Genomic DNA, 24,172 nt, shown 5'->3' on the forward strand with positions numbered 1-24,172 from the left:
CCTGGTGCTGCCGGCGGTGCTGGTCGAGGTGCAGTCGCCGGCGCGTCCCTGGGCCGGCGTCCGGAGCGGTTACGATGGCGCCCCCTGCCGATCCCCCCCGCCCGTGCCCCACTACGACGGACCGCTGCTGACCCGCGACATCGCCGCCGCACTCGGCGCCGCACGCGATGCCGGGCAGGACGGCTGGAGCGGCTCGCTGGATCTCGGGCGCTCGCACGCGCAGGTGAAACTCGCGCCGACGCACTGGCGCTGGCGCGAGCACGAATTTCCGTATCCGGACCGGCTCAAGGACCGCACCATCCACTACTGGGACGGCGAGCACTTCGTGCCCGCTTCGCGCTACGGGCGGGCGCTGTACAAACTGGTGCCGACCGACTGGGGCGCGCCGACCTTCGAGATCGACGGCATCAAGATGCTGCCCACGGCGAAGGTGTCGCCGTTCGAGGACGCGCGCGCCAAGGTGGCCCTGGTGGAACCGCGCGGGCGCCGCGTGCTCGATACCTGCGGCGGGCTCGGCTACTTCGCCGCGTGCTGCCTGGAGGCGGGCGCGGCGCGGATCGACTCGTTCGAGAAGAGCGAGGACGTACTGTGGCTGCGCACGCTCAATCCCTGGTCGCCCGATCCGGACGCGCCGCAGCACGAAGGGCGCCTGCAGCTGCGGCACGGCGACGTGTCGCAGCAGATCGCGCAGCTGCCCGCTGCCGCGTACGACGCCATCCTGCACGACCCGCCCCGCTTCGGCATCGCGGGCGAACTGTATTCGCAGGCCTTCTACGACCAGCTCGCGCGCGTGCTGCGCCGCGGCGGCCGGCTGTTCCACTACACCGGCATGCCGAACCGGCTCACCAGCGGCCGCGATGTCCCGCGCGAAGTGTCGCGGCGCCTGGAAAAGGCCGGCTTCCAGGCGCGGCTGGCGCTGGACGGCGTGCTGGCGAAGCGCCGCTGAGAACCGCTAGCGGCCGGTCGCCAGCAGGGCGCCGGCGGGCAGACGCGCCGAGCGTCCGCTCAAACGCTCGAACTCGGTGACATCATGCGAGCAGAAGACGGTCGGCGCCGCGTCGCCCGCGTGCGCCGCCAGCGCGCGAAGGCGCCGCTGGTTGTGCAGGCGGGCGCTGCGATCCTTCTCCATCATCCACTGGTAGACGCGCAGTCCCGGCGTGCAGCGCGGGCGCTCCGGATCCATCTCGGCATGGAAGAAGTAGGCGTCACCGGCGAGCAGCCGCCAGGCGCCGTCGACCTGCAGCGCCACGCCGGCGTGGCCATGCGTGTGGCCAGGCAGGGGCACCAGCAGGAGTTCGGGCGGCAGGCCATCGAGCTGGCGAATGCAGTCGAAGCCCATCCACGACTCGCCCTGGGTGCTGTCGTAAGCGCGCCAGCGCGGCCGCGACGACCACTGCTGCGGACGGAACCGCTGCCGGTCCAGCCAGCTGCGCTGGCGCAGCGCATCGTCGCGCTCGCTGGCCAGCAGGTGCACGGTGGCCTGCGGGAAATCGTCGAGGCCTCCGGCATGGTCGAAGTCGAGGTGGGTGAGCACGATGTGGCGCACGTCGGCGCGATCGAAACCCAGCCGCTCGACCTGGCGCGCCGCCGTCATCTCCTCGCGGAAATCCGGGCTGACCAGTCCGAGGAAGAACCGGCTCAGGCGGCCGCGCGGGTCGGCCACGTCGCGCAGCCCGAGCCCGGTATCGACCAGCACCAGGCCCTGGCTCGTTTCCACGAGCAGGCAATGGCAGCACAGGTGCCCGCGTTCGAGGACGTGCGCCGAACGCCCGTCCATCAGCCGCCCGCCGAGTGGACAGGTGGAGATGCAGTTGAGGTGATGCACGCGCATGGCGGCCTCCTTGCGGGAGGCCGGAGTCTGGTGCGCCGTCGGTGTCAGCGACGTGACGCGTCGACGCGCGCAGGCGCATTAATGAAGTTGAACGACGGCGCTGCGGGAAACGACGACCCCTTCACCGCACCGCGCGCAACTTTGCCGCCCGGCAACGACGCCGGGACGTGTTCAATGGAGTGACTGATGGACAATAACAACCAGAACCAGCGCAACCAGGAACAGCAGCGCCAGGATGAGCGCAACCAGCAGGGCCGCAGCCAGGACGAGCAGCGGAACCAGGAAGGGCAGCGCCAGGACGAGCGCAACCAGCAGAGCCGCGGCCAGGACGAGCAGCGGAACCAGCAGCAGCAGCGCGAGGACGAGCGCCGCTGAAGTCTCCCGCCGGTAGATGACGTCGCAAAGGGCCCGGGAGGGCCCTTTGCGTTATGGGTCGGGTCAGGTCCCCGTCATGACGGCTGGAGCAGGTCAAGCAGTTGGCCCAGGCGATAAGGCTTGGGCAGGAACTCCACGTCCACCGGCACCTCGGGCAGATGCGCGCGCGGATGTCCCGATGCGACGATCAGGCGCGCCTGCGGGTGCAGTTCACGCGCGCGCCTGGCCAGGTCCGTCCCCGATACGCCGCCGGGCATGCTGACGTCGGTGACCACGAAGTCGAACGGCCTGCCCGCGGCCAGCTGGCCCAGCGCCTCGACGCCAGAGCGCGCGGTCACGACCTCGAAGCCCAGGTCTTCGAGCGCCTCGCCTACCAGTTCCACGATGTCGATCTCGTCGTCGACCAGCAGGACTACCTGACTACGCATCGATTGCACTCATGGGTGGCAGACAGATACTCACGGTGGTGCCCTGGCCGGGCCAGCTCTCCAAGGTGGCGAAGCCGCCGGACTGCGCCGCGAACCCGAATACCTGGCTCAGGCCCAGTCCGCTTCCGCGGCCCACCTCCTTGGTGGTGAAGAACGGCTCGAACACCCGCTCCTGGATCTCGACCGGGATTCCATGCCCTTCATCGCGAACCGAAACGGACACGTAATCGCAGGACACGCTGTCCGGACGCGTGGGATCGGCGCGATGGACCAGGCGTGCGGACAAGGTGATACGGCCTCCCTGGCGCATGGCGTCGCGGCTGTTGGACACGAGGTTGAGCACTGCCGCCTCGAACTGCGCACGATCGACTTCCACGTCGGGCAGGCCGGCCTCGACCTCCACCACCAGCGACACTTCGCTACCGGCGGCGCGGCGATACAATTCCATGGAACGCGTGATCAGAAGGTCAATCGATGAGCGTTCAGGTGCGAGCATCTGCCCGCGCCCGAATGCCAGCAACTGCCGGGTCAGCACCGCGCCACGCTCGGAGGCGCGCAGGGCCGTCTCCACCATGCGCCGGGTGCGTTCATCCGCCGACGGCCGCCTCGCGATCAGGTCCAGGCTGTTGATGACCACCGTCAGCAGGTTGTTGAAATCGTGCGCGAGGCCCAGCGTGAGCTTGCCCACGGCCTCGAGCTTCTGCGAATGCGCCAGCGTGCGCCGCGCTTCCTCCAGCGCCTGCTGCGCCTCGTAACGTTCGGTGATGTCGCGCGTGATCTTGGCGAAGCCGACCACCTCGCCGTCCTGCACGATCGGGTCGATGACCACGTGCGCGCGGAATCGCGAGCCGTCCTTGCGCACGCGCCAGCCTTCGGCCTCGAATCGCCCGTCGTTCCGCGCCACCTCCAGGCCGCGCGCCGGCGCGCCGGCCGCGATGTCCTCCGGCGTGTAGAACGAGGATACGTGCCGGCCGATGATCTCGTCGGAGCTGTAGCCCTTGATCCGTTCGCCGCCCGTGTTCCAGCTGCGGACGTAGCCGTCCACGTCGAGCATGTAGATGGCGTAGTCGACCACGCTGCGCAGCAGCAGGTCGATCTGGTGGGATCCATCGTCGAGCTGGGGCCCTGACACTGACAGCGTTGGCATCGGCGGCTCCGGGGCGCGCAACGTTCTCACGGCGCCGTGATGGATTCGTTAAAACGCCTCCGCCACAAAACTGTCCGCGTGCGGCAACTCCTTCCGTCTGGACGCCTTCCGGAACTCCAAATGCACGGCCGCGTAGCGTCCGGCCGCTGCGCAGTGGTGTTCAATGCGGCACGCACGCCGGCACGGCGCGCCCGACCCATCTCAGGTTTCGATTTCCGGAGGGAGCACGCAGCAGACTGGCGTGCGATCGGGCGTCCTGTTCCTGCCTAGACGGCGGGCGCGCGTTGAACTCAACGCTGGCAGCAGGGTTCTCCGCTCGGGCGTGCCACCCGGCTGGTCACGGCAGGGCATCGGGCCACGACAGGGATTCTCGCGTAGCCGCAGGCCTGCGCCTTCGCGAACGGATCCGCATCAGGCCCGTCCCCGTCCAGCTGCGGGCGGGTAGCAGCGTTGCTGGCGGACACGGACGCGCTGAACCACGTTACCCGGGCGCGCAGTCGAACTGGCGCGTGCGGATCGCCCGGGAGGCGGGGCCCCTCCCGGGCGTCCGGATCAGGCGCCTGGCCCGATCGCCGGGCAGCGCATCAGAACGCGTACTCTGCCGTCAGGCCCACCAGCGCCGTCGAGCGCTTGGGACCGTCGATCTCGGCGCCGCTGTCCTCGTCGACCAGCGTGCCGGACTTGGCGCGGAAGTAGTCGTAATGCAGGCCGATGCTGAAGTTCTCGGTCGCGTTCCAGCCGGTGCCCACGCCCGCGTACCAGCTGCTCCGCTCCGGGTCGCGGCCGCTGCGCACGCGCAGCTCCTGGCCGATGGTGTTGTAGTAGTCGGTGGAGTTGTCCGACGCGCGGAAATAGCCGCCCCGCATACCCACGTACCAGGCCGGGGTGATGTTGACGCGCGCGTTCGCGCCCGCGGTCCAGCCACGCAGCGCATTGCGGCCTTCGGTCTGGTCCACGTCCTCGTCGTTGAACACGTTGCGGACCTTGTAGTTGCCCAGGTCGACGTAGCCGAGTTCGGCACCGACGCCCCAGCGGTCGCTGACCTTCCAGCGGTAGCCGCCGGTCACGCCATAGCCGGTGTCGCGGCCTTCGTTGCTTTCGAGGAAATCGAAATTGCCGGTGCCGAAGCGGCCGGCGGTGCCGCCATCGGTGCGGCCGACGTTGCCGCTGACGAACCAGGCGCCGTCGCCGGTCGACAGGCTGGGGCGGTAGGCGTCGCCGCTGGCGGACTGCGCGAATGCGAGGGGGGAGCACATCGCCGCAACCAGCGCGGCACAAATCACGGACTTCTTCATTGTGGGCCTTCCTTATCTTCGGCATGCGGCCGGAGCACGGCACGCCTGCGTGATGCAGCCAACACGACTCACCGGCTGCGGGGCCCGCATTACAGATAGAGCCAACTGAAGCGCACGAAAACCTTCATGCTGAATCCACGCCGACAGTTAAAGGCACGTTCAAGAGGATCGTTGTGCCGTGAGCAGCGCCGCACGTCCCGATTTGCACGCGCAGCGCACGTCCACAGCCACGGAGGCGGCGTCGCATACGGCGCAGCCGCATGGCCGCGCCGGAAGATGGCCTCGCTGGTAGCCCGGTCGAACGGGCCTCAGAAATCCGCGTCCAGCACGATCCGGTAACGCGCCTTGCCGGCGCGCAGATGGTCCAGCGCCTCGTTCACGCGGCGCATCGGGAAGTGTTCGGTCTGCGGTGCCACGCCGTGCCGGGCGGCGAAGCCGAGCATGCTGTCGATCGCGCCGCGCGAGCCGGTGGGCGAACCGGACAGCGACTTCTGTCCCCCGATCAGCCCGAACGCCGGCACGGCGATCGGCTCCAGCGGCACCCCCACCACGTGCAGCCGCCCCTGGGGCGCCAGCGCGCTCAGCAGGCCGGGCCAGTCGAGCGACGCGTTGACCGTGTCGATGATCAGGTCGAACGCGCCGTTAAGCCGCTTCAGCGCCGCGGCATCGCCCGTGGTGACCACGCGGTGCGCGCCGAACGCGCGCGCCTCTTCCTCCTTCGAGGCGCTGGTGGTGAAGGCGGTGACCTCGCAACCCCATGCGCGGCAGAACTTCAGCGCCATGTGGCCGAGGCCACCAATGCCGATCACGGCGACCCGCGCGGTGGGCGAAATGCCCAGCTCGCGCAGCGGCGCGAACACGGTGATGCCGCCGCACAGCAGCGGGCCGGATTCGGCCGCGTCCAGGCCCTCGGGCAGCGGCGCCACCCAGACCCAGTGCGCGCGCACCTTGTCGGCGAAGGCGCCATGGCGTCCGCCGATGGTCGCCTGCACCTCGCGGCACAGGTGCTGGTTGCCGGCCAGGCAGGCGTCGCAGTGCAGGCAGCTGCGCGCATTCCAGCCCAGGCCTACGCGCTGGCCGATCGCCACGCCCCTGGCGTGCTCGCCCAGCGCCGTCACCCGCCCCACCGCCTCGTGGCCGGGCACGAACGGATAGGCGGTGAAGCCCCACTCGTTGTCCAGCATCGACAGGTCGGAATGGCAGAGACCGCAATGCTCGACGGTGATCTCGACCTCCTCGGCGCCCAGCGGACCGGGGTCGTACTCGAACGGTTCCAGCGGGGCCCCGGCTTTGGGGGCGGCCCAGGCGCGGTAGGGGGTGGTCATGGCGGCGGTCTCCGGTCGGGAAGGCGGGGACGATACTGCACCGCGCCCCGGCTGGTCGTGATTCCTGCGGCTCCGGAACTTGGCCGGCGACAGACTGTCCGTCATACGATCCCGGCACGACCGCATCGGCATCGGCCGGCTTCCGGCCACCCCGACCACGGTACGGATGGCATGCAGCACGGCCCGGCCGTGCGCGCGCCGTTCTTCGACCGGTCCTGCCAGGAGGACGGAACTTCCGCACTCCCCCGCTCATCCCTGCCTCGAGGTCCGACATCGTGCACCCATCGCCGCAGCGTCCTGTCGCGCTTCGTTGTCCGTCCATAGCGGGGCGGCATCTCGGCGCGGCTGTTGCCGCCGCGCTAATGGCGCTGTCGGCCGCGTATCCAGCGACTGGAAAGACCGCGGAGTTGCCCGTCCAGGTCCTCACCGCCGCGCCCATCCCCGAACCCGCCGACCATGCGTTCGCCGGCGCCATCGAGCTGCACGCGGACGCCACGGACACCGCCCGCCGGATCTTCAACGTCCGCGTCCGCATGCCGGTGCAGGCGCCCGGCCCGACCACCCTGCTCTATCCGCGCTGGGAATCGGCCAGCCACGGCCCCAGCCTCACCGTCACGAATCTTGCCGGGCTGTCGCTATCGATCGATGGCCGCCCGCTGCCCTGGCGGCGCCATCCGGTCGAAGCGCACGCGTTCCAGCTGGATGTGCCGGCAGGCGCGAGGACGCTGGAGGCCAGGTACCAGATCATCGTGGGCGCGGACACGCTGTCGCGGGACCTGGTCGTCGTGCCCTGGCATCGCCTGGTCCTGTATCCCGCCGGCTGGTACGCGCGCAACATCGTGGTGAAGGCCAGTGCGACGTTGCCGCCCGGACTGGCACCGGTGTCCTCGCTGGAGTCGGGAGCCGCAGACGGCGGGACGATCGAGTTCGCGCCGGTCCCGCTCGACACGCTGATGGACTCGCCGCTCCACGCAGCGCGCCACCTCGCCAAGGTGCCGCTCGCGGCCAGCGGGGACGCGCCCGTCCACCTCAACCTGATGGCCAACCGTGCCGGGGATCTCGACCTGCCGTCCCAGCGGCGGGCGGAACTGGCGCGGATGCTCGAACAGGTCGCCGTGGTCTTCGCCCCCCCGCCGTTCAACCGCTACGAATTCCTTGCCCGGCTGGAAGAGGATGCCTCGACAGGCGGCACCGAGCACCGCGGCTCCAGCGAGATCTCGCTGCCATCGAACTATTTCCGCGACTGGCAGAGCCAGCTCAACGGCCGCGACATCCTCGCCCACGAGCTGGTGCATGCCTGGAACGGGCTCTACCGCGTGCCTGCCGACCTGTGGGCGCCGACCCCCAACGTGCCGCAGGGCGGCAGCCTGCTGTGGGTCTACGAAGGGCAGACCGAGTTCTGGGGCCGCGTCCTCGCCGCGCGCGCCGGCCTGCGCGGCCCGCAGGAGACGCTCGACCAGCTGGCGCTCGACGCCGCCGAAGTCGCCAATCGTCCCGGCCGCGCCTGGCGCAGCCTGTCCGACGACGTGCACTACCCGGCTTTCATGCTTCGCCAGCCGGTGCCCTGGCGCGACTGGCAGCGCCGCAAGGACTACTACCGCGAAGGCGTGATGCTGTGGCTCTGGGTGGACGCGCTGCTGCGCGAACGCAGCGAGGGCCGCCGCGGCCTGGACGACTTCGCACGCGCATTCTTCGCTGCACCATCCGGCGACGCTCCCGCGCGCACCTACACCTTCGAGGATCTGTGTGCAGCGCTCGACGGCATCGCCCCGCACGACTGGGCGGGCGAACTGCGCGCCTGGGTGGACGGCCGCGCGGAAGTCGACACCACGGCAGGGCTGCGCAAGCACGGCTGGGAACTTGCCTATACCGACACCCCCACCGCGGCCTTCCTGCAGCAGCAGGCGGAGGACGGCGTCACCGACCTCGCCTACTCCATCGGCCTGACGGTGACGGACCAGGGCACCGTCCGGGCCGTGAGCTGGAATGGCCCCGCCTTCGCGGCCGGCCTGGCGCCGGGCACGCGCATCGTCGCCGTGCAGGGCCAACCGTTCGACGGTCCGGCCCTCGTGGCGGCGGTCCGCAATGCGGCGCGCACGCCCCTCCATCTGCTGGTCGAGCAGGATGGCGAGCGTGTCGGGGCGACCCTCCCCTACCGCGGAACGCTGCGCTATCCACACTTGGTCCGCGTTCCGGGCACGCCGGACACGTTGACCGCGCTGCTGGCCCCCCGGCGCGGGATACGGCAGGCAGGCGCACCGTAGCGACGCACCACCGGCTTGTCGCGTACAGGCCCGTCGCTACGACTGCCCGAGCCACCGGCCGCCCCGTGTGGCGCGAACCTAGTGGCTGCCTCGGCATCGTGAATGGCGCAGGCCGGTGCCCGCGCGTCACGGCGCCGGCCCTAGCCCGCTCGCGGCCCGGCCAGCGCGGATTCGATCTCCTCCAGCCGACGCCCGCGCGTCTCGATGCCATGGCGCAGCAGCATCCAGCCCGAGACCGCCATCGGCAGCGCGATCAGCAGCGCCGACCACGCGAAGTGGTCGAAGAAGCCGACCACGCCCAGCCCGGCCCCCAGGATGCCGCCGGCCTTTGAACTCGCCGCGACCACGCCCGAGCCGGTGCCGCGCAGGCGCACCGGATAGATCTCGGCCGCGTACGGGATCAGCATCGCGATCACGCCGCTCACGCTGACCAGCAGCGACACCGTCGCCGCGACCACCGCGCCGGGCGCGCGCACTTCGGCAAAGCCCATGGCCGCGAACGCCAGCAGCGAGAGCGTGGTGGCCGCGATGAACAGCACCAGCGCGCGCACGCTGCTCCAGCGGTGGTAGAGCCAGATCACCACGGCAATGCCGGGCAGCGCCAGCAGCGCCGAACGCGCCAGCACCGCGCTCGCGCCCGCCGCGTCCACGCCCAGCTCCACCAGGTTGGTCGGCAGCCACAGCAGGAAGCCGAAGTTGGCCAGCCCCCAGGCCACGCCGCACACCAGCAGTCCGGAGGTGATCGGCCGGTGGCGCCCGTGCATCAGCGCGCGCAGCCCGCTGACGGTGTGCGCTTCCTCGATCACAGGCGCACCGGGATGCGTGGCGTCGTCCACCTCCACCGCGTCGCGCCGCTGGCCCGCGAAACGCCGCAGCACCGCACGCGCGGCCTCGTCCAGGCCAGCGTTGGACAGGAACCGTGGCGACTCGGGAATCCAGCGGTTGAGCACGATGATCAGCGCGCCGGTGGGCAGCCCGAGCAGCCACAGCACGCGCCAGCTGAACATCGGTTCCAGCCACGCCGCCGCGCCGGCGGCCAGCAGGTAGCCGGCCGAGGTGCCGATGCCGCCCAGCGCCACCAGCAACCAGCCGCGGTGCGCGGCCGGCACGGTTTCGGCCATCAGTGTGAAGGTGATCGGCAGCAGGCCGCCGGCCGAGGCGCCCATCAGGAAGCACATCGCCAGGTTCCATTCGAACGTCGGCATCGCGCCGCAGATCGCGGTGCCCATGAACATCAGCGCCGACAGCAGGATCGCCGCGCGGCGCCCGGCGATGTCGGCGATGCGTCCCCATACGATCGAGCCGACCGTGGTGCCGGTGAGCGCGAACAGCGCCAGCAGGCTGGCGCGCGAGGTGCCGATGCCGTACTCGGCGCGCATGCCGGGCATCACGAAGCCCAGCGTGGCCGGCTTCATCACGTCCACCGCCAGCGCGACGATCAGCACGAACACCAGGGTGGCGTGGGCGCGATTGAGCGGCACCCCGTCGGCGACATGGAAATGCAGGTGCGCGCCCGGCGCCGCAGCGCCACCGGGCAGCCGCGGCAGCATGCCGAACGCGGACAGGGCCAGGCCCACCGGGATCGCGGCCATGCCCAGCCACATCTCCGTGGTCATCGGCATGCCCACCATCTGCCAGTGCGTGTGCTGGCCCATCAGGAACATCGGCGCGTGCGCGAACACCCCGCCCACCAGCAGCGCGCAGCCGAACCAGAACACGAGCGGGTGGCGGAAGGACAGGCCGTTGGTCATCGGGGCGGGCGGGGAGTAGGGAGCGGTGCGCAAGTGTGCGTGAGCGCGGACACGTCCGCATCCCTCGAACCCAGCCAGGCACTTCATTTGGGCCGACCGGGGGGAGCCGGCTCACGTCGGATCTCGACTAGGACCTGGCCCTCAAGCTTCCAGGTTCGGGGTAACCTGGACGGGGATCTCCAGGGGTGGCGCCGCATGGCGACGGGCGAGGACTGGTCACGGCTGGAAGTGGAAGCGTGCGTCGCGGACTACCTGCACATGCTGGAGTTGGAACTCAATGGCCAGCAGTTCAACAAGTCCGCGCGCATCCAGGGCTTGATGCAGAAGCTCGACGGGCGCAGCAAGGCGTCAGTGGAGTACAAGTTCCGCAACATCAGCGCGGTGATGCAGGAACTGCAGTGGCCCACCGTCAGTGGGTACAAGGCCCTGGAGAACTACCAGTTGCTACTGCTTGAGGTCGTGGAAGCGCAACTGGGCCACAGGCCAGCGCTGCAGGTAGCGGCCGAGCACGCGGTGACACGGCCGGCAGCCATCGCGGAAGCTGTAGTCGACGAGCAGGTCTGGATCCCCAAGCCGAAGCCCAAACGCCTGAAGGAGGCACCGCCACAGTATGCGCCGCGCTTCTCCCCCGCGCGCCGCGACTACCTGGCCCGAGAGTCGCACAACCGCTCCCTGGGCAGGGCAGGCGAACTGTTCGTCATGGAGCTGGAGGCGCAGCGCCTGCACGCCGCCGGCTGCAAGGTGCTGGCCGAGCGTGTCGAGCAGGTCTCCGAAACGCAGGGGGACGGCCTGGGCTTCGATGTACTGTCCTTCGAGAGGGACGGCCGCGAACGCCTGATCGAGGTCAAGACCACGGCCTTCGGAGAACTCACACCATTCTTTGTGTCACGCAACGAACTGGCGCGCTCCAACGCGGACGCCGAGCGCTACCAGCTCTACCGCGTGTTCGACTTCCGCAAACGCCCTCGCCTGTTCAACCTGCCCGGCGCCATCGAATCCCATTGCCAGCTGGATGCGACGACCTTCCTAGCGCAGTTGGCAGGCTGATCCCACGTCGCGCTGATCGGCTCATGGATCAATGATTACGCGTGACGGCCGGACTCCTCCTTTCACCACCGAGGGCGGAGCTGACTCCCCGGAAAAATGTCCCTGACACCATTTCCCCAAAAAAAGTGAACCTGACCCCGTTCCCGGATATCAGAACTAGGACCACCCTCGCACGGATCCTAAAACGGCCGGCCGGGGCGCACGCAGGGAGGCTCGGGTCCATGTCTGGGATACACTAGATGCCGCGAGGGAGCGGATCGGGGGAGGGGCGGTGACCACAAACGTCGTTGTCGCGACATACCACGGCGTTGTGCTGGGGTGTGATTCCCTGGCGAGTGTCGTGGAACGCGCCTTCTTCCCGTTTCGGGGAGGTCAGGCGTTTGCACGGGACGCATCCGGAAGCTTGATGCGTGACGCAGAAGGCAACCCCTTGCTTGTCTATTCCGAAAACAACCTGATAGCGACACCGACGAATTTCATGGGCGGTGTCCGAAAGCTGTTTCTACTTCACGAATCGCCTAACCCTGATGATGTTGTTTGCTCTGTCGCGGCCACCACAGCAGGCTTGGGAACTCTGAACGGTGTAGTCATCGCGGAGATTGCTGACAGGTTCAAGCGCCACGCACGATCAAGCGGGAGAGATTTCGCTAGCGCTGGTGAAGTTGTGGAGGAGTTTTGCAGGTTTGTGCGTCCCCTCTGGGAAACTCAGGTGGACTGGCACCACACACCTGATGACCAGAAAGCGTTTCTATCTGATTTGGAGTTTCTTGTCGCTGGTTATGGTCCAGAAGACGAATACATAAAGGTGTATCGCATCAGCATTGCAAAGCCGGATGCGATGGAGATTTTCACTGAACCCCCCCACTGCAGCGCAGCGTGGGCGGGGCAGGCTGATTCGATATCAAGTTTGGTGAACGGCTTTAGCACTGCTACGAAGTGGGCCGTCGAGCGTTCGGTGGCCGATGCGCTGGCAGATCAACGCCAGACAATCGTCTCGTCTGTGCTCGACCAACTCCGCGCACAGGGGGTGCAGGTGCCGGAACCCTTCGAAGCGACGATCGACGTTGCCGTACCGGCGGAACTCCCTTGGGGCCAAGCAGCGCCTGCCGTTGACTGGGCCAATTTGCCCGTCCAGTCCGCGGTGGACCTTGTGTCAACTCTGGTAAACGCAGAGTCTGCTATACAGAAGTTCTCTATGGGTATCGCGACCGTCGGCGGTCGTACCCGTATTGGCCTCATGAGGCGTGGCATGCCGTTTGCATTCCTGAATGAACCAGAGATCGTTCATCATCACGTGGGGTACAACCATGACGCGTAACTACTTGAATTGTCAGGCTGCGCGCGCGCCGACCGGAAAGGGTGAACACGCTCGGATAGTCGCCCCCCAATCTAACGGACAGGTGGTCAAGAGGAGCGCGGCCAGCTCCAAAACCGCTTCGTTTAGCGTTCAGTCCCGCGCCGGGCAGGTTGTAGTTCGCAAATCTGTGAAGTAGCGCTAGTGACGGCCTCCTGACCGTCGGGGCGCTCCCAGCGGCCTGCCGAGGGTTCGATACCTCACCATGCCCGCACGTATGGCCGTGCGTCCCGTCACCATTCTGGTGTCGCGAAGGATACCGCCACCGCGAACGCAGCTGCTGCCCCAGCAACGTCGAACCCTTGCGCCTCAACTTGGCCGCCGCGCCAGAGACGAAACTGGTCGCCAGACACCCGCCGCAGATGCACGACGGTCACCGACCCTCCGGGCTCGACGTAATAGATCTCCCAAGCGTCCCGGTTGTAGTCGATCGAATTGATCGGATTGCGCCATCCGTAGGCCTGAACCGTCTGAGGCAGCGCTGGAAGCTCTGCCAGCTCCGAAGGCGGTAGGACGCCCGGAAGCTTGGAGCGGCGGAGGGCAGCGCGTCGGGAGTCTCTAGAGGCCATTCCTTAAGCCTACGGGTCCCAGTCGCGCGGGTTGAGATGCCGGCAGCGGCAGCCCTAGGAGCTGCGATTGTCGCGTCGGCGTATGCACGCTGCCGGCAGGCGAAGATTGCCGCGTGTCGCGCTCCGGCGCTATCGGAAAAGTCCTACACCTCGCGTCACCGCTAGCTGATACCGGCGTCGACCTTCGCCCGGCACGATGTCGCGACTTCCACGGATGGATAACGCGATGGACGCAATGGACCTGCTGGACCGGCTACAGGCCCGAGCCGCTGCCGGCGATGCCGAGGCGACGACGTTCCTGCCGATGTTCGCGGCTTGGATGGTCGAGCGGCTGGTGACGAAGCGGAAAGCCGCGACCGCACAACGTAGTACCGCTATGGAAATCCGTACGGTGATCCGTACAACGAAGTAGGCCGCTCGTTGATGCGGCCTAAATCATTGTTTTATATGGTGGGCGGTGCAGGGTTCGAACCTGCGACCCTTGCCGTGTGAAGGCAAGGGCCACCCTCAGGCAAGCTCAAACCCCCAACGGATTCGGCTTCTCCTGATCCAGCTTGTAAAGCTTGATCGCCCGCGCCGCATCCTTCGCCGTCATCTTGCCGTCCTTCGCCAGCGCATCGATCGCCGCGTGGGCGATGTAGTAGCGGTCCACCTCGAAGTGGCGTCGCAGGTTGGCGCGGGTGTCGGAGCGACCGAAGCCGTCGGTGCCCAGCACGGTATAGGTACGCGGGATGAAGGCACGGATCTGGTCGGTGAAATTCCGCACATAGTCCGTCGCGGCGATCACCGGGCCGGCCGGCCGCGATTCGATGCACTCGGTGACGTAGGCCTTGCGCGGCGTGTCCTCGGGATGCAGGCGGTTCCAGCGCTCGGCGTCGTAGCCGTCGCGGCGCAGTTCGGTGAAGCTGGGGCAGGACCAGATGTCGGCGGTCACGCCGAAGTCCTTGTCCAGCAGTTCGGCCGCCGCGATGGCCTCGCGCAGGATGGTGCCGCTGCCCAGCAGCTGCACGCGCAGCTCGCCCTTCTTGAGCTTGGCGCCCGCGTCCTTGAGCAGGTACATGCCCTTGATGACCCCCTCGGCCGCGCCTTCGGGCAGCTCGGGGTGGCTGTAGTTCTCGTTCATCAGGGTGAGGTAGTAGTACTCGTCCTGCTGCTCTTCCAGCATGCGCTTCATGCCGTGCTGCAGGATCACCGCCACTTCGCCGGCGAAGCTGGGGTCGTAGCTGCGGCAGTTGGGGATGGCGCCCGACAGCAGGTGGCTGTGGCCGTCCTCGTGCTGCAGGCCCTCGCCGTTGAGCGTGGTGCGGCCGGCGGTGCCGCCGAGCAGGAAGCCGCGCGCGCGCATGTCGGCCGCCTGCCAGGCGGCGTCGCCCACCCGCTGGAAGCCGAACATCGAGTAGTAGATGTAGAACGGCAGCAGCTGCAGGTTGTTGGTGGAGTAGCTGGTGGCCGCGGCCATCCACGAGGCGAAGGCGCCGGCCTCGGTGATGCCTTCCTGTAGTACCTGGCCGGTGGCGTCCTCGCGGTAGTACATCAGCTGGTCGCGGTCGACCGGCTTGTACTTCTGCCCGGCCGGGGCGTAGATGCCGATCTGGCGGAACAGGCCCTCCATGCCGAAGGTGCGCGCCTCGTCGCAGACGATGGGCACCACGCGCGGGCCCACCTGCTTGTCGCGCAGGATGATGTTGAGCGACTGCACGAAGGCCATGGTAGTGCTCATCTCGCGCTCGCCGGTGCTCTTGAGCAGGCGGTCGAAGGCTTCGAGCTTGGGCGCGGCCAGGGATTCGTCGGCCTTGCGCCGGCGCTGCGGCACGAAGCCGCCCAGCGCGCGGCGGCGCTCGAGCAGGTACTGCACTTCCTCGGACTTCTCGCCCGGGTGGTAGAACGGGATCTTGCCGTCCTTGAGCTGCTCGTCGTCGACCGGGATCTTGAAGCGGTCGCGGAACGCGCGCACCGCGTCGTCGTCGAGCTTCTTGGTGTTGTGGGTGGGGTTGAGCGCCTCGCCGGCGCTGCCGAGGCCATAGCCCTTCACCGTCTTGGCCAGGATCACGGTCGGCTGGCCGGTGGTCTTCATCGCCTTGTCGTAGGCGGCGTAGACCTTGTGCGGGTCGTGGCCGCCGCGGTTGAGGCGCCAGATGTCGTCGTCGGACAGGCTGGCCACCATCGCCGCGGTCTCCGGGTACTTGCCGAAGAAGTTCTCGCGCGTGTAGGCGCCGCCGAAGGCCTTGCAGTTCTGGTACTCGCCGTCGACGGTTTCCATCATGAGCTTCTTGAGGATGCCCTGGTGGTCGTTGGCCAGCAGCGGATCCCAGTAGCTGCCCCAGATGGTCTTGATGACGTTCCAGCCAGCGCCGCGGAACTGGCTCTCCAGCTCCTGGATGATCTTGCCGTTGCCGCGCACCGGGCCGTCGAGGCGCTGCAGGTTGCAGTTGACCACGAACACCAGGTTGTCCAGGCCCTCACGGCCGGCGATCGACAGCGCGCCCAGGCTCTCGGGCTCGTCGGTCTCGCCGTCGCCCATGAAGCACCACACCTTGCGGTCGGACTTGGGCATCAGGCCGCGCGATTCGAGGTACTTCCAGTTGCGCGCCTGGTAGATGGCGGCGATCGGGCCCAGGCCCATCGACACCGTGGGCACCTGCCAGAAATCGGGCATCAGCCAGGGGTGCGGATAGGACGAGATGCCGCGGCCGTCGACTTCCATGCGGAAGTGGTCGATCTGCGACTCGCTGATGCGGCCTTCCAGGAAGGCGCGGGCGTAGATGCCGGGCGAGCTGTGGCCCTGGCTGGCCACGATGTCGCCCGGGTGGTCGCCCTCGGGGCCGCGGAAGAAGTGGTTGAAGCCCACGTCATAAAGCGTGGCGCTGGAGGCGAAGCTGGCGATGTGGCCGCCCAGGTCGCCGGGCTTGCGGTTGGCCCGCACCACCATGGCCATGGCGTTCCAGCGGATGATCGAGCGGATCCGCCACTCCAGGGTCTGGTCGCCCGGCATGCGGGGCTCCAGGTGGGCGGGGATCGTATTGATGTACTCGGTGGTGGGCGCGAACGGCAGGTGGGCGCCGGCACGGCGGGTCAGTTCCACCATGTCCTCGAGCAGCTGGTGGGCGCGCTCGGGCCCGCGGTGGTCGATGACCGCCTTGAGCGATTCGATCCACTCCCGGGTCTCGGTGGGGTCCGGATCGTTCTGCAGCACGTCGTTCAGCCAGTTCATGCCTTGCTCCGCCGCGGCCCCGGGCCGCGCAAAAGGTCGTGGGAAGTTGGACCGTCGATTCTAGCAGGGGCGGACAGGCGACCCGGGCCGCGCCGGACCCCTGCCGCGAGTGGGTGGGCGTGGTTGCCTGCGCAACCATCTGGCGGCGAACGACGGCGATCTCCCCGTCCAGCGGGCGTTTGAAACGTCGGCTGGTCCCGGGCGTTTAGGCCGGCCGGGGCGCGCGGCCTGGCGTCGTCTTCACGCTGCCCACACATTCGCCACGCCGAGAATGCGCGGTTTTTGACGGCCGCCGATCGCTTGCCCTCCCCTGCCGGAGGGGCAATGATCGACGGCAAGGGGGTCGGGTGCCGGAAGGCGCCGGGTTCCCGGCTGCCCGCCCACGCCCGGTCCCTGCGATGCCCCTGCCCGCCGCTCCCTCCACGTTGTCCAACTGGCGCCTCGCGGCGCTGGGCCTGCTGCTGGCCGCGATCATCATCAGCCCGTTCATCCTGCTGCGGGCCGCGGGCAAGGACGCGGAGAACGCCTGGCTGGCGGTCTCGCACACCCAGCAGGTGGAAGTGACCGTGCAGGCGCTGGCCGCGCACATGCGCAACCTGGAGAACGGCGCGCTGTCGATGGCCGCCGGCGTGGACAACGACGCCATGCGGGCGCGCGTGAGCGAGAGCCGGGAGCGGATCCTGCCGCTGCTGCGCGAGCTGCAGGAACTCACCCGCGACAACCCCGAGCAGCAGCTGCGTATCGGCGGCCTGCAGACCCACGTGCTGCTGCGCAAGGCGCAGGCCGATCGCGTGATCGACCAGGGCACCGGCGCCACCGTGGCCGACATCGACGAAATGGTGGCGCGCTACCCGATCCACGAGCTGATCACGGAGATCGTCGGCGCCGAGCAGGAATTGCTCGTCGAGCGCCGCGAACGCGCCGAGCGGGTGGCCGCGCGGGCGCGCACGGCATCGTGGGCGGCGATGGCCGCGCAGCTGCTGCTGCTGGGCGGCCTGCTGACCTACGTGGCCCGCCAGATCGCCCATCGCCTGACCGCCGAGAGCAGCGCGATGAAGGCCAGCGCCCGCGCCAGCGTGGTGCTCGATACGGTGCGCGAGCCGATCGTGGCGATCGACCACGAGCAGCGGGTGGTGATCTACAACGCCGCGTTCGCCGAGCTGTTCGGGGTGACCGAGGACGTACGCGGGCAGCCGCTGGCCGGGATCGGCGACGGTGCCTGGCGCGACGAGCGCATGCTGCGCCGCCTGGCCGACGTGCTGGGCCGCGGCCGCGAGCTGTGGGATTTCGAGCAGGTGCAGGTCACCGCCGACGGCGTCGAGCGCACGATGATGATCAACGCGCGGCGCATGCCCCTGCCCGACAGCGAGGATTCGGTGGCGCTGGTGACCGCCAGCGACATCAGCGTGCAGAAGGCCAGCGACCGCCAGATCCGCGAGCTCAACCGCCAGCTCGAGGGCAAGGTGGAGCAGGTGTCGGACGTGAACCGCGAGCTGGAGGCCTTCAGCTATTCGGTCTCGCACGACCTGCGCGCGCCGCTGCGCCATATCGCCGGCTTCGGCGACAAGCTCGGCCGCCACCTGGGCGAAGACGCGGACGACAAGACCCGCCACTACATCGAAGTGATGGTGTCCTCGGCCAAGCGCATGTCGGCGCTGATCGACGATCTGCTGGTGTACTCGCGCCTGGGCCGCAGCGCGCTGCGCCTGCAGACGGTGGACATGCAGTCGCTGGTGGCGGAGACGCGGGCGATGCTCGACTCCAACAACGCCGCCGAGAATCCCGGCCATTCGATCGAATGGCGCATCGCGCCGCTGCCGGTGGTGGTGGGCGACGAGAACATGCTGCGGCAGGTGTGGCTGAACCTGCTCGGCAACGCGGTCAAGTACAGCCAGGGCAGCGAGCCCGCGCGCATCGAGGTCGAGTACCGGCGCGGCGACGACGACGCGCACCATTTCACCGTCCGCGACAACGGCGCCGGGTTCGACATGAAGTACGCTGGCAAGCTGTTCGGCGTGTTCCAGCGCCTGCACGCGCCCAGCGAGTTCCCCGGCACCGGCGTCGGCCTGGCCAGCGTGCGACGGGTGCTGACCCGCCACGGCGGCCGGATCGAGGCCGAGGGCGAGCCGGGCAAGGGTGCTACCTTCCATTTCACGCTGCCGGGCGCGGGCGACCTGCCGGCCAACCAAGAGAAAAAGCCATGACCGAACTGCGCACCATCCTGCTGGCCGAAGACAGCCCCCACGACGCCGAGATGGCGATCGACGCGCTGCGCGAAGCCCACCTGGCCAACCCGATCGTGCACGTGGAGGACGGCGTCGAGGCGCTGGACTACCTGCATCGCCGCGGCAAGTGGGCCGACCGCCCGGAGGGCGACCCGGCGGTACTGCTGCTGGACATCAAGATGCCGCGCATGGACGGGCTGGAGGTGCTGACCGACCTGCGCAAGAACGACCGCTTCAAGGCGCTGCCGATCGTCGTGCTGTCGTCCTCGCGCGAGGAGAGCGACCTGGCGCTGAGCTGGGACCTGGGCGTGAACGCCTACGTGGTCAAGCCGGTGGACGTGGACCAGTTCTTCGACGCGGTGCGCACGCTGGGCCGCTTCTGGGCGGTGCTCAACGAACCGCCGAAGCTGGACTGACACCGACATGTCGGCCACGCCCGCCAGCAGCCCTCCGGCAGGCAGCGCCTGGCGGGTGCTGCTGGTCGACGACTCGCCCGACGACGCGGAGCTGGCCGAGTACGCCCTGCGCAAGGCGGGGCTGGACGTGGAATGCCGCCGCGCCTGCACGGCGGCGGGCGTGGACCAGGCGCTGCGCGAGTTCGCGCCGCATGCGGTGGTGTCCGACCTCAACCTGCCGGGCTATTCCGGCCTCGACGCACTGGCCCAGGTGCGCGCGCACGACCCGGGCGTGCCGGTGCTGATCCTGACCGGCGCAGTGGCGCCGGACGAAGATCCGCCGGAAGCCGAAGCCCTGCTGCTGAAGGACGACTTGGACGCCCTGCCGCGCGAGCTGCGCGGCTTGCTGGGTGGCAACCGCATGGCCACGCCGGGCGTGCGGTGATCGCAACGCAGGCTGTTCCTGTCCCGGTCCGCCGTCGCTAGAGATCGAGCACCAGCAGCGGGCCCCTGCAACGCGACACGCAGGGCATCATCACCTTGCCGCGGCGACGCTCCTCTTCGCTGAGGTAGGTGTCGCGATGATCCGGTTCGCCCTCGAGCACCGCGACCTCGCAGGTGCCGCAGAAGCCCTGCTCGCAGCTGCGCGGCGCGAAGATGTCATGCGCGTCGAGCGCTTGCAGGATCGATTGCCCGGGAGCGACCTCGAACTCGACGTCCTGCCGCGCGAGACGGACCCGGAACGGCCGCCCGGTCGCTGCGCCGTCGGAGTCCGATGGAGCCGCCGCGAACCACTCCTGGTGAACGGTCCCCTCGGGCCAGGCGCCAGCGGCCCCGGTCGCGCATGCCATGAAGGGCGCGGGGCCGCAGACGTAGAGATGGCCTCCCGAAGGGCGGACCCGCGACACCGCGCGCAACACGTCGGCGGTCTCCGCGGGGTCGAGCCCATGGTGCTGCGTGACCGAACCACGCAGCGTCGGCGACGCCAGCAGTTCCCTGAACGCGGCGTCCCGCGCGGACCGCACGAAATAATGCAGATGGAACGGCTTGCCCGCTGCCGCGAGGTGACGCGCCATGCTCAGCAGCGGAGTGATGCCGATGCCGCCGGCCAGCAACAGGTGGTGGTCGGCGTCGTCCTGCAGCGGAAAACTGTTGCGGGGAGCGCTGACCGGCACCAGCCCGCCCACCCGGAACCCGGCGTGCACTGCGGCCGACCCGCCACGCGACGCCGGCTCGCGCTTCACCGCGATCTCGAACACCCCCTGTTCCCCTGGCCCATTGCACAGGGAATACTGGCGCACGAGGCCCGACTCGAGCTGCACGTCGATATGGGAACCCGGCGTCCCGGCCGGCAAGGCCCCTCCGTCGGCGGCCACCAGCCGGTAGCGCCGGATCTCATCTGTTTCCTGGTACAGCTCGGCGATGCGGGTCAGGAGCGCCATGAGGGTTAGTGGTCCCGCAACAGCTTGCCGAAACTCTCCATCCTGTCGTGGATGCCGCACTGCCGAAGCGCGTGCCAATAGGTCGCGGTGTTGATGGCGATGACCGGCTTGCCCAGCCACAGTTCTGCCTGTGCGGCCAGCCGTACCATCGACAGGTTGGTGCCGACCTGCACGATCGCGTCGACGTCGTCGCCATCCAGTTGCCGCAGCACCTCCAGGAGCCGCGCCTCGGTCACCTGCGCGATGTCGGTCCAGGTCCTGCAGCGCAGGGGCACGTCGCGGACCACTTCGAAGCCGCAGTCCTCGAAGAAGCGCTTCACCTGGGCATTGGCGACCGGGTAATACGGAGACACGAACGCAATGCGCCGGATGCCGCCATAGGCCTCCAGCGCTGCCGCCGTCGAGAGCGAGCCGACGCTGACGTCCTTGCCGGTGAACTCACTGAGGCCGGACGCGAACTCCCGGGCACCTGCAAGCCCTCCGGCGAACGAGATCGCCGACACCCCGAGCACGATGTAGTCGGGCTTGCAGGTGATGGCGGTGCGCAGGCAGTCCTGCATGCCCTGGCCGATCCTGGTGGTGCCTTCGGTGAAGGATGCATCGCTCAACGCGAGCGGATCTTCGACGTAGATGTCCCGGTAGTGGTTGGTCACCCCGATCGGGCGCATTGCTTCCATGTCGGGCTGGACGATGGTGTTGGTCGACGGCGCGATGACCGCCAGGACCTTGCGCCAGCCAAGTACGTCGGTCATGTCTGCGTATCCTGCGCTTACTGGATGTTGGCGGCCTGCTCCAGGCTGCGGAACATCGCCGTCCGCAACAGGAATTCACGCCGGCTCCCCGGGTCGTTGGCCAGCTGGTCCATGCGGTCGCGCCGCTCCGCGCGCACCGAACCCCAGCCCTCCCGCATCAACCGGGTGTTCTCGATGGTCTGCGCCTGCACGAACTCGCGCGTCACGGCCTGGCGCTGGCGCTCATAGCGCGCGAGCAGGTCCAGGGTCGCATCCCGTTGCAGGATCTCGACCAGCTTGTCGGCCAGGTTGACCACGTCGTGGATGCCGCTGTTCATGCCGTAACCGCCCACCGGACTGTTGACGTGGGCGGCATCGCCGGCCAGCGCTACCCTGCCTTGCACGAAACGGTCGGCGACACGCTGGTGCACGCGGTAGATCGTGCGGTGGCGGGTCGTGATCGGCCTGTCGCTGCCCAGCAGCTTGCGGAACACGGCGTCCTTGTTGTCGTCCGACAGCAGGACCTCGTCCGGCTCGTCTTCCGGGGCCGGCACCAGGATGCGCCAGAAGCCGGGGACTTGCAGCAGAACCGCCCACATGTCGGGGTTGGAGATGTAGTTGACCGCGCACAGGCCGGGATGGTCGGCGGCGATGTCGTCTGCGGTCGACAGGCACAGGAACTTCTCTGCGTAGGTGAACCCGTCGAAGCCGATGCCGAGCAACTTGCGCACGGTGCTGCTGGCACCGTCCGCGCCGATCACGAACCGGGTCCGGATCTTGCGGACGCTGACCGCGTCCTCGATCCACGAGGTGACGCCGGTGTCGTCCTGCTCCAGGTAGAGCAGCCGCTGCTGCATCCGCAGATCGGCCCCGGGTTCGGAGCGCAGCAGGCCGATCATGCCGTTGGACAGCCATTGCTGCTCGCACTGCAGGCGATAGGGAAAGCGGGTCTGGTCCGCCAGTTCGCCCATGTCGAACCTGAAAGCCTCGTTCGACTCCTGATCGATGAACTGGTAGACCGGCGCGACCAGACCGTTCTGGTGCAGCAGGTCCGCCGCCCCGAGCTTGTCGAGGATTTCCAGGGTCGGCGAATGGAACGTCGAGGCCCGCAGGTCGGTGGCACCCTTCGGTAGGGGATCGACCCCGATCACGCGCAGCCCCTCGCGGGCCAGATACAGGGCGCCGGTGGATCCGACCGGCCCCATTCCCACGACCAGCACATCAGCGTCGAAATTGCTCACGGGACACCAGGGAAATGTTCTTGGATGAAGGATCGGCCATGCGCCGGACCCTTCGTAAGGGTCGGGCAGACTCTAGCCCACGCACGCCGCGACCAAGTACTCAAGCTCCTCATACCCACCCGAGGATCCTGCATGGCGGCGCACCGTCCTGCATAGGAATCATACGAATACGCATTGGGAACTCTCCCGGCGTCGGCGGCATCATCGAAGCGGGATCCACCACGGAAATCGCAGATGCTCAGCCACGCCGACAACCAGTTGCTCACCTCGGTCCAGGGACCCGCTCCACTCGGCGCCATGCTGCGCCGCAACTGGATTCCCGTGCTCCGTTCGGAGGCACTGGAGGCGGATGGTGCGCCGATCCGGGTCAAGGCTTGCGGTCAGACCGCAGTGGCGTTCCGCGCCACCGACGGCCGCGTCGGCGTGCTCGAGGAAGCTTGCGCCCACCGCTGCGCCTCGCTCATGCTCGGGCGCAACGAGGGTAACGGGCTGCGCTGCATCTTCCATGGCTGGAAGGTCGATGTGGACGGTAACCTCGTCGACATCCCCACCGAACCGGACCCGGAGCGCGCCGAACGCATCCGCTCGCGCGTAAAGTCGGTCCGCTATCCGGTCCACGAGGCCGGCGGGCTGGTCTGGGTCTATTTCGGAGAGGGCGCGCCGCCGCCATTCCAGCAGTTCGAGTTCACGGTCCTGGACGCCTCCCACCGGGACATCCGCATGGCGATCGTGCCGTGCAACTGGCTGCAGACCATGGAGGCCATCCTCGACTCCGCGCACCTGGGATTCCTGCACAGCAGCTCGGTGGCGCAGTCGCGCGACGCGCCCTCGCAGAAGAACGCGGACTACTGGCTGCAGAACCCGGTGCCGAGGCTGCAGGTCAAGCCCGCTCCCTATGGCCTGCGGGAGGCCGCGCTTCGCGACACGCCGGAAGGCCGGGTGAATGCACGCATCCGTGAGGTGGTGTTCCCCTGGCACGTCATCCTGCCCGGCGAGCCGCAGTGCGAACGGCAGCACATCATCACCGTGCCGATCGACGATGCCAGCTGCCTGCAGGTCATCGTCACCTACAACCCGTATCGGCCGATGACCCGGGAGGAGATCGACACGTTGTGGTTCGACACGCATCCGGACGCCAACAACATCGCCCAGGGCATCCCCGGCCGCGAAACCAACTGGGACCAGGACCGCGAGGCGATGAAGCAGGGCCACTACAGCGGACTGACCAAGCGCCACGTGTTCTGCGAGGACTTCGCCGTGCTCGAGTCGATGGGACCGATTGTCGACCGCACCAAGGAGCACCTGATGCAGGTCGACCTGACCATCAGCACCGTCAGGAGGGAACTGTTGCGCGCGCTCAAATCCGGGGCACCGCCCGCCTGGGAGCAGGCAGGCGCGGGGATCGATTTCTCCCGCCTCCGCAGCTGGGCCCTGGTGGTCGACTCCGACGACGACTGGAAGCAGATCAGCGCGTTCGCCGACGACGACACCTGATCAGGTCAACAAAGCTGATCCGCAGCGCAGAGGATTGATCCTTGCGC

20 protein-coding genes and 1 tRNA gene are annotated in these 24,172 nt (G+C 68.3%); 10 read left to right on the forward strand and 11 right to left on the reverse strand.

What is annotated here, in order from left to right; all coding sequences use genetic code 11:
• Window positions 1–103: 103 nt before the first annotated feature.
• Window positions 104–946, forward strand: coding sequence for a class I SAM-dependent methyltransferase (locus ACFQ2D_RS10230; RefSeq protein ID WP_280941539.1), 843 nt, complete (start codon window positions 104–106; stop codon window positions 944–946).
• Between the two features lie 6 nt (window positions 947–952).
• Here the strand turns inward: ACFQ2D_RS10230 and ACFQ2D_RS10235 are convergent, their stop codons facing one another.
• The gene (locus ACFQ2D_RS10235) at window positions 953–1,831 is read right to left on the reverse strand and encodes an MBL fold metallo-hydrolase (protein WP_280941444.1); all 879 of its coding nucleotides are present in this window, start codon (window positions 1,829–1,831) and stop codon (window positions 953–955) included.
• Between the two features lie 186 nt (window positions 1,832–2,017).
• On the opposite strand from ACFQ2D_RS10235, the gene ACFQ2D_RS10240 reads away from it, so the two are divergent.
• Complete coding sequence (locus ACFQ2D_RS10240) at window positions 2,018–2,206, forward strand: hypothetical protein (RefSeq protein WP_280941443.1); 189 nt, start codon at window positions 2,018–2,020, stop codon at window positions 2,204–2,206.
• 74 nt (window positions 2,207–2,280) lie between these two features.
• On the opposite strand, the gene ACFQ2D_RS10245 is transcribed toward ACFQ2D_RS10240, so the two are convergent.
• The 4 genes from ACFQ2D_RS10245 to ahr all read right to left on the reverse strand — a co-directional run bounded on the left by ACFQ2D_RS10245 (window position 2,281) and on the right by ahr (window position 6,401).
• Window positions 2,281–2,634 carry a response regulator gene (locus ACFQ2D_RS10245; protein WP_280941442.1) on the reverse strand — a complete coding sequence of 118 codons (354 nt, stop codon included), beginning with the start codon at window positions 2,632–2,634 and terminating at the stop codon, window positions 2,281–2,283.
• Window positions 2,627–3,781 (reverse strand): two-component system sensor histidine kinase NtrB, encoded by a 1,155-nt coding sequence (locus ACFQ2D_RS10250; RefSeq protein WP_280941441.1) that lies wholly within the window; start codon window positions 3,779–3,781, stop codon window positions 2,627–2,629. Before ACFQ2D_RS10250 ends, ACFQ2D_RS10245 begins: the two co-directional genes overlap by 8 nt.
• A 584-nt stretch (window positions 3,782–4,365) precedes the next feature.
• On the reverse strand, window positions 4,366–5,076 hold the full coding sequence (locus ACFQ2D_RS10255) for an outer membrane protein (RefSeq protein WP_280941440.1): 711 nt from the start codon (window positions 5,074–5,076) through the stop codon (window positions 4,366–4,368).
• Between the two features lie 308 nt (window positions 5,077–5,384).
• Window positions 5,385–6,401, reverse strand: a complete 1,017-nt coding sequence (gene ahr / locus ACFQ2D_RS10260; RefSeq protein WP_280941439.1) for an NADPH-dependent aldehyde reductase Ahr — start codon at window positions 6,399–6,401, stop codon at window positions 5,385–5,387.
• 362 nt (window positions 6,402–6,763) lie between these two features.
• Between ahr and ACFQ2D_RS10265 the strand changes: the two genes are divergently transcribed.
• Window positions 6,764–8,665: a M61 family metallopeptidase gene (locus tag ACFQ2D_RS10265; protein WP_386795642.1), complete on the forward strand. Its 1,902-nt coding sequence runs from the start codon at window positions 6,764–6,766 to the stop codon at window positions 8,663–8,665.
• Window positions 8,666–8,805: 140 nt separating this feature from the next.
• Here ACFQ2D_RS10265 and ACFQ2D_RS10270 read toward each other — a convergent pair whose 3' ends face one another.
• Window positions 8,806–10,416, reverse strand: coding sequence for an MFS transporter (locus ACFQ2D_RS10270; RefSeq protein WP_280941437.1), 1,611 nt, complete (start codon window positions 10,414–10,416; stop codon window positions 8,806–8,808).
• Window positions 10,417–10,611: 195 nt separating this feature from the next.
• Between ACFQ2D_RS10270 and ACFQ2D_RS10275 the strand changes: the two genes are divergently transcribed.
• The 3 genes from ACFQ2D_RS10275 to ACFQ2D_RS10285 all read left to right on the forward strand — a co-directional run bounded on the left by ACFQ2D_RS10275 (window position 10,612) and on the right by ACFQ2D_RS10285 (window position 13,798).
• A complete protein-coding gene (locus ACFQ2D_RS10275) occupies window positions 10,612–11,463 on the forward strand; it encodes a DUF3883 domain-containing protein (protein ID WP_280941436.1) in 852 nt (283 codons plus the stop codon).
• 271 nt (window positions 11,464–11,734) lie between these two features.
• Complete coding sequence (locus ACFQ2D_RS10280) at window positions 11,735–12,781, forward strand: hypothetical protein (protein WP_280941435.1); 1,047 nt, start codon at window positions 11,735–11,737, stop codon at window positions 12,779–12,781.
• 831 nt (window positions 12,782–13,612) lie between these two features.
• A complete protein-coding gene (locus ACFQ2D_RS10285) occupies window positions 13,613–13,798 on the forward strand; it encodes a hypothetical protein (protein WP_280941434.1) in 186 nt (61 codons plus the stop codon).
• 36 nt (window positions 13,799–13,834) lie between these two features.
• Here the strand turns inward: ACFQ2D_RS10285 and ACFQ2D_RS10290 are convergent.
• Both ACFQ2D_RS10290 and aceE read right to left on the reverse strand, forming a co-directional pair.
• Window positions 13,835–13,913, reverse strand: a tRNA-Val gene (locus ACFQ2D_RS10290).
• The gene (gene aceE, locus ACFQ2D_RS10295; protein WP_280941433.1) at window positions 13,904–16,597 is read right to left on the reverse strand and encodes a pyruvate dehydrogenase (acetyl-transferring), homodimeric type; all 2,694 of its coding nucleotides are present in this window, start codon (window positions 16,595–16,597) and stop codon (window positions 13,904–13,906) included. Before aceE ends, ACFQ2D_RS10290 begins: the two co-directional genes overlap by 10 nt.
• Window positions 16,598–16,995: 398 nt before the next feature.
• On the opposite strand from aceE, the gene ACFQ2D_RS10300 reads away from it, so the two are divergent.
• Genes ACFQ2D_RS10300 through ACFQ2D_RS10310 form a run of 3 tightly spaced genes read left to right on the forward strand, consistent with a single transcriptional unit; the run spans window position 16,996 to window position 19,662 of the window.
• Window positions 16,996–18,801, forward strand: a complete 1,806-nt coding sequence (locus ACFQ2D_RS10300; RefSeq protein WP_280941432.1) for a sensor histidine kinase — start codon at window positions 16,996–16,998, stop codon at window positions 18,799–18,801.
• Window positions 18,798–19,238: a response regulator gene (locus ACFQ2D_RS10305; protein WP_280941431.1), complete on the forward strand. Its 441-nt coding sequence runs from the start codon at window positions 18,798–18,800 to the stop codon at window positions 19,236–19,238. The genes ACFQ2D_RS10300 and ACFQ2D_RS10305 overlap by 4 nt, the downstream gene beginning before the upstream one ends.
• A 7-nt stretch (window positions 19,239–19,245) precedes the next feature.
• A complete protein-coding gene (locus ACFQ2D_RS10310) occupies window positions 19,246–19,662 on the forward strand; it encodes a response regulator (protein WP_280941430.1) in 417 nt (138 codons plus the stop codon).
• Window positions 19,663–19,699: 37 nt separating this feature from the next.
• On the opposite strand, the gene ACFQ2D_RS10315 is transcribed toward ACFQ2D_RS10310, so the two are convergent.
• From ACFQ2D_RS10315 to ACFQ2D_RS10325, 3 genes are read right to left on the reverse strand one after another with little or no spacing between them, the layout of a single operon-like run.
• Complete coding sequence (locus ACFQ2D_RS10315) at window positions 19,700–20,659, reverse strand: PDR/VanB family oxidoreductase (protein WP_280941429.1); 960 nt, start codon at window positions 20,657–20,659, stop codon at window positions 19,700–19,702.
• Window positions 20,660–20,664: 5 nt separating this feature from the next.
• Entirely contained in the window at window positions 20,665–21,411 is a 747-nt protein-coding gene (locus tag ACFQ2D_RS10320; RefSeq protein ID WP_280941428.1) for a maleate cis-trans isomerase family protein, read from the reverse strand.
• 17 nt (window positions 21,412–21,428) lie between these two features.
• Window positions 21,429–22,631: an FAD-dependent oxidoreductase gene (locus tag ACFQ2D_RS10325; RefSeq protein ID WP_280941427.1), complete on the reverse strand. Its 1,203-nt coding sequence runs from the start codon at window positions 22,629–22,631 to the stop codon at window positions 21,429–21,431.
• Window positions 22,632–22,865: 234 nt separating this feature from the next.
• On the opposite strand from ACFQ2D_RS10325, the gene ACFQ2D_RS10330 reads away from it, so the two are divergent.
• Window positions 22,866–24,125, forward strand: a complete 1,260-nt coding sequence (locus ACFQ2D_RS10330) for a Rieske 2Fe-2S domain-containing protein (RefSeq protein ID WP_280941426.1) — start codon at window positions 22,866–22,868, stop codon at window positions 24,123–24,125.
• The last annotated feature ends 47 nt before the right edge of the window (window positions 24,126–24,172 follow it).

The sequence above is a fragment of the Luteimonas composti genome (assembly GCF_042678665.1).
In the GTDB taxonomy this organism is placed as follows: Bacteria; Pseudomonadota; Gammaproteobacteria; order Xanthomonadales; family Xanthomonadaceae; genus Luteimonas; species Luteimonas composti.